Origin of the sequence: Nitrincola alkalilacustris (assembly GCF_008973755.1) — a bacterium.
Lineage (GTDB): Bacteria > Pseudomonadota > Gammaproteobacteria > Pseudomonadales > Balneatricaceae > Nitrincola > Nitrincola alkalilacustris.
Genome location: NZ_WBOM01000004.1, coordinates 245,276 through 256,691, shown reverse-complemented (window position 1 = coordinate 256,691; position 11,416 = coordinate 245,276). Strand labels below are relative to the sequence as shown.

General features: G+C 56.5%; 10 protein-coding genes. 9 read left to right on the top strand and 1 reads right to left on the bottom strand.

Going from position 1 to position 11,416, the window contains the following annotated elements:
* Nucleotides 1-7 precede the first annotated feature (7 nt).
* The 5 genes from cofC to F7R27_RS09130 all read left to right on the top strand — a co-directional run bounded on the left by cofC (nucleotide 8) and on the right by F7R27_RS09130 (nucleotide 4,556).
* Nucleotides 8-751 carry a 2-phospho-L-lactate guanylyltransferase gene (cofC, locus tag F7R27_RS09150; protein WP_168927468.1) on the top strand — a complete coding sequence of 248 codons (744 nt, stop codon included), beginning with the start codon at nucleotides 8-10 and terminating at the stop codon, nucleotides 749-751.
* Nucleotides 748-1,521, top strand: coding sequence for a coenzyme F420-0:L-glutamate ligase (gene cofE / locus F7R27_RS09145; protein WP_151703938.1), 774 nt, complete (start codon nucleotides 748-750; stop codon nucleotides 1,519-1,521). The genes cofC and cofE overlap by 4 nt, the downstream gene beginning before the upstream one ends.
* The gene (gene npdG, locus F7R27_RS09140; RefSeq protein WP_151703937.1) at nucleotides 1,518-2,186 is read left to right on the top strand and encodes an NADPH-dependent F420 reductase; all 669 of its coding nucleotides are present in this window, start codon (nucleotides 1,518-1,520) and stop codon (nucleotides 2,184-2,186) included. Before cofE ends, npdG begins: the two co-directional genes overlap by 4 nt.
* Before the next feature lie 114 nt (nucleotides 2,187-2,300).
* A complete protein-coding gene (locus F7R27_RS09135) occupies nucleotides 2,301-3,305 on the top strand; it encodes a TIGR03842 family LLM class F420-dependent oxidoreductase (RefSeq protein WP_151703936.1) in 1,005 nt (334 codons plus the stop codon).
* 21 nt (nucleotides 3,306-3,326) lie between these two features.
* Nucleotides 3,327-4,556, top strand: a complete 1,230-nt coding sequence (locus F7R27_RS09130) for a Zn-dependent hydrolase (protein WP_151703935.1) — start codon at nucleotides 3,327-3,329, stop codon at nucleotides 4,554-4,556.
* A 114-nt stretch (nucleotides 4,557-4,670) separates the two neighbouring features.
* On the opposite strand, the gene F7R27_RS09125 is transcribed toward F7R27_RS09130, so the two are convergent.
* Nucleotides 4,671-5,234, bottom strand: a complete 564-nt coding sequence (locus F7R27_RS09125) for an OsmC family protein (RefSeq protein WP_206060460.1) — start codon at nucleotides 5,232-5,234, stop codon at nucleotides 4,671-4,673.
* Between the two features lie 156 nt (nucleotides 5,235-5,390).
* On the opposite strand from F7R27_RS09125, the gene F7R27_RS09120 reads away from it, so the two are divergent.
* The 4 genes from F7R27_RS09120 to F7R27_RS09100 all read left to right on the top strand — a co-directional run bounded on the left by F7R27_RS09120 (nucleotide 5,391) and on the right by F7R27_RS09100 (nucleotide 11,200).
* A complete protein-coding gene (locus F7R27_RS09120) occupies nucleotides 5,391-6,413 on the top strand; it encodes a GlxA family transcriptional regulator (RefSeq protein WP_151703934.1) in 1,023 nt (340 codons plus the stop codon).
* Between the two features lie 86 nt (nucleotides 6,414-6,499).
* Nucleotides 6,500-8,056 carry a glutamate synthase-related protein gene (locus F7R27_RS09115; RefSeq protein WP_151703933.1) on the top strand — a complete coding sequence of 519 codons (1,557 nt, stop codon included), beginning with the start codon at nucleotides 6,500-6,502 and terminating at the stop codon, nucleotides 8,054-8,056.
* A complete protein-coding gene (locus tag F7R27_RS18790) occupies nucleotides 8,049-9,533 on the top strand; it encodes an HTH domain-containing protein (protein WP_240776312.1) in 1,485 nt (494 codons plus the stop codon). Before F7R27_RS09115 ends, F7R27_RS18790 begins: the two co-directional genes overlap by 8 nt.
* Nucleotides 9,534-9,787: 254 nt before the next feature.
* Complete coding sequence (locus tag F7R27_RS09100; RefSeq protein WP_151703932.1) at nucleotides 9,788-11,200, top strand: methyl-accepting chemotaxis protein; 1,413 nt, start codon at nucleotides 9,788-9,790, stop codon at nucleotides 11,198-11,200.
* Nucleotides 11,201-11,416 lie beyond the last annotated feature (216 nt).

Below are 11,416 nucleotides of genomic sequence, written 5' to 3'. Positions count from 1 at the left end.
TAGTGTCATGAGTAGTGTTAAGAGTAGTGTCATGAGCACCTGTATCGTGGTTCCGATGAAGGCGCCTGCGTGTGCCAAACGTCGTTTGTCAGGGCTGCTGAATGGGGCCCAGCGTGAAGCGGTTGCGCTTGCGCTGTACCGGCAGACCCTGACTTTTTTCGCACATCATTTCAGCGATACCCCTCTGCTGGTGGTGACTGCATCGGAGCAGATAGCCGATATCGCAGTGAGCCATGGCGCACAAGTGCTACTGGAACCTGTCCTGACCGACGCTGAGCGAACCTTGCTGCTGGCTGGTGATAAGGAAGCAGGACTCAACCATGCCGTTACTCTGGCCGCGCACTGGTGTCGTGAACAGGGCTTCGAGTCCCAGTTGCTGTTGCCAGCTGATATTGCAGAGCTGAATGTCGCCGAGATTCGTCATCTGTTGAGCGCCGCGGGTGAGATGCCATCAGTGGTGGTCTGTCCTGCCCATGACGGTGGCACCAATGCGCTGCTGACCTCTCCACCGGGGGTGATCCCTTTTCGTTTCGGCAAACAATCCAGTCGGGCACATCTGGCCGAGGCTCACCAGCGTGCCATCCCGGCGCGACTGCTGACATTGGCTCAACTGACGCGTGATATCGACACACCGGATGATCTGCGCCACTGGCAAGGCTGCCTGACAGCGATTCCGGCACCTGATCAGCTCGACAATCTGAGCAGTATCCTGGCACCTGCCATCACTTCACCAACGAGGCTTAACGGATGAACGGACAGATCACATTACAGACCCTCCCGGGCATCCCTGATATTCATCCCGGTGATGATCTGGTGGAAATCCTGCTGGCCGCACTGGACCGTGGTCGCATCATGCTGGAGGACGGCGACATTCTGGTGATCGCACATAAGGTGGTCTCCAAGGCGGAAGGGCGGATCGTCAATCTGGCTGATGTTACCCCGTCGGAGCAGGCGCTTGAACTGAGTGACACCCTGAGCAAGGACCCGCGCAAGATCGAGGTGATCCTGTCCGAGTCACGCCGTGTGGTGCGTGCCGTGAAACGGCCCGGTCAGGAGGAGGGCACGCTGATCGCCGAGCACCGGTTGGGTTTTATCTGCGCCAATGCCGCGGTGGATGAGTCCAATGTCGATATGCCGGGGCATGTGATTCTGCTGCCGATCGATCCTGATGCCAGTGCCCGTCGCCTTTGCGAGGGTCTGGAGCAGGCCAGTGGCAAACAGCTTGGCGTGGTGATCACCGACACCTTCGGCAGACCCTGGCGCATGGGGTTGGTGAATGTCGCGATCGGTCTGGCCAGGGTGCCGAGCAAAATTGATCTGGCCGGTGAGTCCGACGCCTATGGTCGCGAGCTGAAAGTGACCGTGCCAGCACTGGCCGATGAGCTGGCTGCCGCATCCGGTTTGCTTATGAGCAAAGAGGGCAAGGTGCCCGCATTGATTTTTAAAGGGGTTGAGTGGACACCGGACAACAGTTCCGCACTCGACCTTATCAGACCCCAACTGGAGGATTTATTCAGATGACAATCGCAATTCTTGGCGGTACCGGCCCTCAGGGCAAGGGGTTGGCCCTGCGCTTTGCAGCGGCCGGCGTGGATGTGGTGCTCGGCTCACGCGATGCTGAGCGCGCAGCAGAGATCGCTACCGAACTGAACCAACTGATCCCCGGTGCAACCGGGATTATCAGCGGCACCGATAATGAGGGTGCAGTGGCTGCCGCCGAGCGCATGGTGATTCTCGCCGTGCCCTACGCTGCCCATAACGCCACGCTGGAAGCGATCCGCAACCAGCTCAGCGGCAAGATTCTGGTGGATATCGTGGTGCCGCTGAAACAGGGCGATCCGAAGCTGGTAGATATGCCGCCCGAAGGCTCTGCCACCGAAGCCGCTCAGGCGCTGCTGGGTGATGAGATCCCGGTGATCGGAGCGCTGCATAACGTCTCGGCCACCACCTTGAGTCAGCTCGATCACTCGATCAACTGCGACATCCTGGTCTGCGGTAACGATCTGGCGGCACGTGAAGAGGTGATCGAACTGATCGAGAAACTGGATGTGAAAGCCTACAACGCAGGCCCTGCACAGAGTGCGCGCTGCATCGAGGCGATCACCCCGATACTGATCCGGATCAATATCTCCAAAAAAGTCCCGTTCACCCATGCAGGCATACGGATTGCACCACCGGATCACTGAGTCGACATACACAGTTAGAATGCCAACTCACTATATACAACCTGTTACACGCAATGCAGAGGGTTATCAGACCCATCACTGAAAAAGAAAAACAACTGTTCAGGAGTAAGCACAATGGAATTTGGAATTACCTTCAAGGGCTTTGTCAGCCCGGCTCGCGCCCGTAATCTGGTTCGTCAGGCTGAAGAAGCCGGCTTTACCCACTGCTGGTTTTATGACTCGCACGTGCTCTGGCGCGAGTGCTATCCCGCCATCGCCATGTGCATGGAACACACCAAAAAGATGAAGTTCGGCCCCTGTGTCACCAACCCCAACTCGCGCGATTGGTCCGTTGCTGCCAGCCTGTTTGCCAGCCTCGCGCTGCAGAGTGAAGGGCGCTTTGTGGTGGGCCTCGGTCGTGGCGACAGTGCCATGCGAGTGATGGGCAAAAAACCCGCTCCACTGGCGCGTGTCGCCGAGTTCACTCAGAAGGTGAAAGCGATGGTGCGCGGTGACGAGGTGCAGTATGGCGAAAGTCCGGAAGCGGTCAAGTTCCCCTGGGCAAACGGCTACGAGCTGCCGGTGCATATCGGTGCCTATGGCCCCATGGCACTGAAAACAGCCGGTGAAGTGGGCGATGGCGTGATCCTGCAGATCGCAGAGCCAGCGCTGGTGAAATGGTTTGCCGATCAGGCGATTGCGGCGGGTAAGGAAGCGGGGCGTGATATGTCTAACTTCCAGGTGATCGCGGCTGCACCAGCCTTTACCGGTGATATGGATAAATGTCTGGAAGCAACTAAATGGTTCCCGGCGATGGTCGGCAATCATGTGGCTGATATCGTTGAAAAATACGGTGCGCACAGTGGCCTGGTGCCGGAGAGTCTGACCGCCTATATCGAACAGCGTAAAGGCTATGACTACTCCAAACATGGCCAGAGCGATAACCCCTATCTGGACTTCATCACCGACGATATCGTCGAAAGTTTCTGTGTGCTGGGGGGCATCGATGCCCATATCGCCAAGCTGCTGGAGCTGGAAAAAGCCGGTACCACTCAGTTCAACATCTATCTGGATAATGGCGACGAAGAGCGGATCATTGCCGACTATGGCAACAAGATCATCCCGCACTTCACCCGTTGAAACCGATAGCAGGAGAGAGCAATGAGTAAAATAACTGTTAATGGCGAACGCCTGTGGGATTCCATCATGGAGATGGGACAGATTGGAGGCACCCCGAAAGGGGGTGTCTGCCGTCTGGCACTGACCGATCTGGATAAGCAGGGGCGCGATCTGTTTGTCAGCTGGTGCAAGGAGGCCGGCTGCAGTATCCGTGTCGATAAGATGGGTAACATCTTTGCCCGCCGCGCGGGTCGTGACGACAGCCTGCCGCCAGTGGTGATGGGCAGTCATCTGGATACCCAGCCGACCGGCGGCAAGTTCGACGGGATCTACGGTGTGCTGTCCGGGCTGGAGGTGATCCGCACCCTTAATGACCACAAGGTGGAGACCGATGCGCCGATTGAGGCTTCCGTCTGGACCAATGAAGAGGGATCACGCTTCCCGCCAGCCATGGTCGCTTCCGGCGTGTTCGCCGGTGTGTTTGATCTGGAGTATGGCCTGAGCCGTGCTGATCTGGATGGCAAGACAATGGGCGAAGAGCTGGCGCGCATCGGTTATGCCGGTGAGGATGACGTAGGCGGGCGTCCATTCAAGGCGTTCTTCGAGGCACATATCGAGCAGGGCCCGATTCTGGAAGATGAAGGGATCACCATTGGCGTTGTCACTGATGCTCAGGGCCAGCGCTGGTATGAAGTGACCCTGACAGGTCAGGAAGCGCATGCCGGCCCAACCCCGATGGCACGCCGCAAGGATGCGCTGGTCGGTGCTGCGCGCATCATCAGTGCTGTGAACGAGATAGGCCTGCGTCATGCACCACTGGCTTGCGCCACCGTTGGCCTGCTCAATGTGCACCCCAACTCACGCAACGTCATTCCCGGCCAGGTGTTCTTCACTATCGACTTCCGCCACCCGGATGACAAGGTCCTGTCGGCAATGGATCACGAACTGCGTGAGATCTGCCAGAGCGTTGCCAAAGATGTCGGGCTGGAGATGGCATTCGAGCAGATCTGGTACTCACCTCCGGTGCACTTCAACGAGTCCTGTGTTAACTCCGTGCGCGATGCAGCTATCGCTGCAGGCCTCAGTCACCGTGACATTGTCAGCGGTGCCGGACACGACGCCTGCTACATCTCACGCGTTGCCCCGACGGCGATGGTGTTTGTCCCCTGCGAAAACGGCATCAGCCACAACGAGATAGAAAACGCCGATCCAGCGCATCTGGAAGCCGGCTGCAACGTCCTGCTGCAGGCGGTGCTTAACCAGGCAGGCTGATCGGTTCCCTGTTACATCCATGACCCTCCCTTTTCTCCCCCTTGCTCGACACAGTCGGGCAGGGGGAGTTCTTTTGCATGAACCGGATTTCAGCCTTTTTCTGACCAGTCTTTGTCAGCAGGTTTCAACCCTGACCTCAACCGGCAGTGAGTTGGACACGATATCGTACACAGGTGAGTATTTGGCCAGTTCGCGCAGGGCAGCCGCCGAAGCGGTGGACTTCACGCGCATGGTCACGCGTACATTATGGAATCCCTTGCGCACTTCATCCGACAGGCCGAGGAAACCACGCAGATCCAGATCGCCTTCCAGTTCCGACTCGATCCCGTCGATGGTGATGCCGCGTGCGGCTGCGTGATACACCATTGTAGTGGTCAGGCAGCCGATCAGAGCATGCAGGACGAATTCGACCGGATTGGGGTACTCATCGGCACCGAGCAGCACAGCCGGTTCACCATTGTCCATTTCGAAGGTCTGTGCATGCTGCATCTCTTCACAGGCACCATAGAAGCCCTTTACGGTGGTATGGTTGTGATCGCCTCCCATCCAACGGTTGCCAGCACGGAATTTGAACTGAGCGATTGCCTGGTTGCCCTTGACGGCCTCGATGGTGTCAAACAGTGCGGTTACGTTCACACCGTTACGGATGGTGGGTGTCTGAGTGTTCATTGTGTTCATGTAAAACTCCTCTTGGATAGCAATGGATTGCGTCGTGCTGCGACAGTGCAGTGTGGCGACGTAGTGCTAGAATAGGAGTTCAGAGGGTGTTCGCTAAGATGGATTTTTGTCAGAATCGGTTCATTTGCGCCACTATTTCACCTGAGCAGACAGAAGATGACAAAGCAAACCAAACCCACTCTTCAGGTATTGATAGTAGCTGTACCGGAAACCGCCGGATCAGCCCTGTATGGGATGATCGACGTGCTCGCTGCTGCCGGTAATATCTGGCAATCGCTGGTAGGAACCGAGCCAGCGTCACGCCTGTTTGAGCCGCTGATTGTTTCGCCATCGCGTGAGCCGTTTCGCTGCGGCCATGCGATTCCGGTGATGCCTGATCTGTCAGTTGAGGATGATCCATCTGCCGAGATCATTATCTTGCCCGAGATCTGGCTGGGGCCGGATGAGCAGATCAGTGGTCGCTATACAGCCCTGATCGATTGGGTGCGTCGGCGCTATCGAGCGGGTGCTACGCTTTACTCCGCCTGTTCCGGTGCCTTGATGCTGGCAGAAACCGGCTTGCTGGATGGCTGTGAGGCAACCTCCCACTGGGGCTACGAGAACCTGTTCCGGCAGTGCTACCCCAAGGTGAGATTTCGCCCCGAAACCAATCTGGCATTTGCCGATCCGGCTGGCCGTATCGTGACAGCCGGAGGTACCACCTCCTGGCATGATCTGGCGCTGCATATCATTGCACGTCATGCCAGCCCCGGCGAAGCGTTGCGTATCGCCAAAGTCTATCTGCTCAAATGGCATGACGAAGGGCAACTGCCCTTTGCATCCCTTGTCCGGCGCAGCCCGCATGCGGATGCTGTTGTTAAAAGCTGTGAGGCCTGGCTGAGTGATCATTTCCGTGAAGCGGATGCGCTGGAAAAGGCTGTGCGGCAGGCTGCAATACCGGAGCGCACACTGAAACGCCGTTTCAAGGCCGCCACCGGTACAACGCTGATAGAGCGCTTACAGAATATCCGTATCGAACAGGCCAAACAGTTACTGGAAACCACATCGCTGCCGGTGGATGAGATCAGTAATGAAGTGGGCTATGAGGATGCTTCCTTTTTCCGCCGCTTGTTTAAGCGCCGTACTGGCCTGTCACCCAGTCAATACCGGCGGATGTTTCAACCGATCAGCCGGATGTGACCCTGTCAGATCAGTGCTATGTTAAATGCATTGTAAAGGCCTGAGTACTCAGGCTTCGTTACCTGAATCTGCCAGGAGGGGTAGGGATGAGCAAGCCAGTCATAGCCGATAACAAGCCAATAAAAGTGTCGCTGAACAAGGGAGAGGAGTATTACTTCTGTGTCTGTGGGCGTTCTGGAAAACAGCCCTTTTGTGATGGCTCTCATGCCAGCACGGACCTCAAACCGAAACCTTTTGTAGCCGAGGGCGGCGACGCCTGGTTGTGCCGCTGTAAGCATACGGCCAATGCGCCCTATTGTGATGGTACACATAAGCAGTTCAGCACCGAGCAGGTTGGCAAGGAGGGACCGGGTCCCACTGCCAGTAAAGACACTGCGCCGGTTGCGAAGCAAACCGAGGAGGAGCCTACAGTTGAGTTTATCCATCAACTGGCTCGTGAAGGGCTTACCAGGATAGGCCACCATGGCCCTATGGTGGCAATGGGCGTGCCACGCCACCAGTTACCGCACTGGGATGATCTGCAGTTGATGGTGGCGCAGATGGCCACTCAGCCGCTGATGGAGGATGCTGAGGTGGCGACTGAGCTGGTGATTGGCCCCGAAGCCAGAAAACCACTGACGCTGAAAATTCCGCTGCTGGTATCAGACATGAGTTTTGGTGCGCTGTCTGAGGAGGCGAAGGTAGCATTGGCGCGCGGGGCCGAGCTGGCTGGCACCGGTATCTGCTCAGGGGAAGGGGGGATGCTGGCGGAGGAGCAGGCGGCAAACTCACGCTATTTTTATGAGCTTGCGAGCGCGAAGTTTGGCTATGCCGAAGAGTTGCTCGAGAAGGTTCAGTGTTTTCATTTCAAAGGTGGGCAGGGCGCGAAAACAGGAACAGGAGGTCACCTCCCGGCGAGTAAAAATGTCGGCAAGATCTCGCAAGTGAGGGGTTTGCCGGAGGGTACGCCAGCCGTTTCACCACCGGCCTTCAAAGACCTTCACTCGGTGGAGGATTTCAGACGTTTTGCTGAGCATGTCAGGGAGATAAGTGGTGGGATCCCGGTGGGTTTCAAACTCAGCGCCAATCATATTGAGCGCGATATTCAGTTTGCCCTGGATGCGAGTGCAGACTACATCATTCTGGATGGGCGTGGCGGCGGTACCGGTGCGGCGCCCGAGATGTTCCGCAATCACATCAGTGTGCCGACCATACCGGCCTTGGCACGGGCGCGTCATTATCTGGATCAGCAGGGTGCCAGTGGCCGAGTGACACTGATCATTACGGGTGGGCTGAGAGTACCGATCGACTTCGTCAAAGCGATGGCTCTGGGTGCGGACGGTATAGCACTGGCCAACAGCGCAATGCAGTCGATTGGTTGTGTGGCGGCCAGAATATGCAATACCAATAATTGCCCGGCAGGGATCGCCACTCAGAAAGCAGATCTTCGACAGAGACTGAATATTGACCAGTCCGCGAATCAGTTGAAGAATTTCTTCGAGGCTTCTGTGAGCCTGATGCAGGTTATGGCGCGTGCCTGTGGGCATGATGCACTGAATCAGTTTCGCAAGGAGGATCTTGCAACCTGGCACCGTGAAATGGCCTATCTCACTGGTGTAAGCTATGCGGGTTTAATTCATCCGGGACACGCTTTTGATGTCTAGAACCACCCGTCTATTTGATTTGATGCAGGTACTGCGCCGTCATCGCAAGCCAGTGAGCGGAAAAAATTTGGCACAGGAGTTGGGAGTCTCGCTGCGCACGTTGTATCGCGATATTGCCGACCTCAAGGCGATCGGTGCACATATCGATGGCGAGCCGGGGCTGGGTTACGTGCTCAGCCCCGGCTTCATGTTGCCACCCTTGATGTTCTCTGCCGAGGAGGTGGAGGCGCTGGCACTGGGGCTGAAGTGGGTGGAGCGGCGCGCCGATCATGAACTGGCATCTGCTGCGACCGATGTGCTGGCCAAGGTTGGGGCAGTGCTGCCACCGGAGCTGTCATACAAACTGGAGGACTCTTCGCTGATTGTCGGGAGCGGGTTTGTACGGCCGCTGTCTGTAGAACTGACACAGTTGCGCAGGGCGATCAGGGAGGAGTGCAAGATCAGCATCCGTTACCGGGATCGCTCCGGCAGCCATTCTGCACGCACTATCTGGCCGTTTGCGCTGGGATATTTTGAGTCGATGCGCATGCTCGCGGCCTGGTGTGAGCTGCGACAGGACTATCGTCAGTTCCGGCTTGATCGAATTGAATCGGCAACTTTGCTGGGCGAGCATTATCCGCGTCGACGCCATGATCTGCGCAAGGAGTGGCTGGCGTCTTTGGGGCCTGAGGTAAGGTCATCTGCTGATCTCCTGCCAGAGCAACCATCAAGGCTTTCATCAGAAAAGCTGGTTACCGAAAACAAGGCAAGCGTGGCACCGATTGCTAGGAAAACACTACTGCCACAATCTGTCAGCATCAGGGATTATGATCTCTCCGTCGTAAACAACAACATGGAGAAACGCATGGAACAGGAAATCATTCTTTACACCCACCCCTACTCACGTGGCGGAATCGTTCTGTGGATGCTGGAGGAACTGGGCGTACCTTATCGCCTGGAATATCTTGAGTATGGTCAATCGATGAAAGGCCAGGAATATCTGGCAATCAATCCGATGGGTAAGGTGCCGGCGATTCGTCATGGTGACGTGATCGTGACTGAAGCAGCAGCAATCTGTGCCTATCTGGCTGATCAGTTTCCTGAGGCCGGTCTGGCACCCGCGTTGAATCTGCGTGCGGATTACTATCGCTGGCTGTTTTTTGCGGCAGGTCCTTTTGAGGCAGCCGCTGGCCTGAGTCTGTGCAAGGTTGAGCTGAACCCGGAGCAGGAGATGCAACTGGGTTGTGGGCGGCTGGATACTGTGGTGGATACGCTTGCTGGTGCTGTGCGTGGACGCCAGTATATTGCCGGAGATCGTTTCAGTGCGGCGGATATCTACGTCGGCTCTCATATCGGTTGGGGCATGCAGTTTGGCACGCTGGAGAAACGGCCCGAGTTTGTGGGCTACTGGGATGGCCTGAAAAATCGACCGGCACATCTGCGTACCGAACAGATGATTGAAAAGGCGCTGACCAAACATGCCTGGGCTGGCATCTGATCAAGGCCGAAGCTGACAGACTACTGGCATCAGCAGAATGGAAACTGACTGATCAGGCCCCGGATACCGCTGGTACCTTGAAGCCACCTGCTGCTGCCAGATATGAGTCAATGTTAATACAGTGTGCACTATAGTGGTGCGCAGCTTTTGGGTCGAAGCACCGGGGCTGCCGGTTTTCTGCTGCTGCTGCGCTGTGTTACAGATGGCCCTGAGTTTGCATGGTATGTGATATCTTTCATCTCAGGGATTAGGCCATGAAACTACGCATCACACCCACCTCCCGTGCACGCCACCTGTTTATCCAGCATTTGCAAATGACAGCCGACACGGCTGATCTGAGTCTGCGTAGTGGTGTGGAGTATCCGGCTGCTAAAGTGTTTGATCAGCTGTCTGCCCGTCTGCACGATTCCTTTACTGAAGGCTTGCGTCATGCGATCGCCATTGCCGGTCAGGCGCCGCTGCTTGCCAGTTCGGCCCAGATGGCTGAGCAGGAAGGCGCACGCCTGAGTGAGGCTGCCATTCAGCTTGCCAGTGCCAGTGAGCAGATCAGCGTCACGGTCAGTCGAGAGTTGGCACCTGCAGCTGAAACGATGCATCAACTTGCCTCCGGTGCATCACGCCAGGTGACACAGTGTGATGCGAAGGGGCAATCAGTGGGGGAGGTGATGGCCACAATGCGTGCCGAGATGGCTGATCTGCAGGCGCGCATTCAGAAAGTGGATCAGCAGGCGGAAGCGATGCAGCGGCTGGTTGAAATGATTGCTGATATCTCACGTCAGACCAATCTGCTGGCGCTGAATGCGGCGATCGAAGCGGCACGGGCCGGAGAGGCTGGCCGAGGATTTTCCGTGGTGGCGGATGAGGTTCGAGCACTCGCTTACCGTACTATGAATGCAACAGAAGAGGTGGATAGCCGTATCGGTCTGATACGTGATGAGGTCACGGAACTGACCCGAGGCGGTGAGCTGGTCAGTGAGCGGGTCGAGACTGGCTGGGTTGGCATAGAGGAGGTGCGCGGACTGCTGAAGCAGACTCGCCTCGATATGCATCAACTGGAGGATTGCAGTCGTCAGGTGGCGGCCGGCACGACACAGATCGGCAGTGCGATCAGCAGCGCAACTCAGGATGTGCAGGGCATTGCCGATGCCGCACGCCATCTGCTTGAGTCTGCTTCCCTGTTGGGATCTGGCAGCAAGAGTGTCCGTCAGCACGGTGATCTGTTGCTGGAAGCGCTAGGCGTGTATCAGTTGGATCTGCATGGCGCGGCTCGTTTCGACGTTGAAGCGCTGGCAGCTGATGCAGGTCTGACTAATCTGCAGGATGAGCAACGCATTGAGAGGACACTTCGTTCAGCGCTGGCGCATAGTGGCAAGCGGTTTGAGTTGTTATATCTGGTCGATCCGCAGGGGCGACAGGTCAGTGCGAACATTCATCCGGAGTGGGTGGTTGTTAACTACGAAGGCACCGGAAAAGGGCGTAACTGGTCGGATCGAAAATGGTTTCGTGAAGCACTGGACAAGAGTTGTCCCTATGTCAGTCCGGTCTATCGTTCAGTGGCTACTGATGAGTACTGCTTTACCGTCAGCGTCCCGGTTCGCCATCCAGAGCGAGGGGTGATAGCAGTGCTGGGTGCGGATGTTCGCTTGGCGGCGTTTCTGGAACACTGAGTGTCTCTTATTGATATGAGTTATAAGGATATGAAAATAAAGGTTGACGCTATCCAGAATATTGGTTAAAAACAAGGACGTCGCATCATAAAGTGCGACGTTCAACGACTTTCAACACTTTAAACTGATGAGTTCCTCATGAACTGGCTGAATCACGTCACAACACAAAACATGCCGCGATGCGTTTCGATTAACGCAATGCGAGCATTGTCGTTG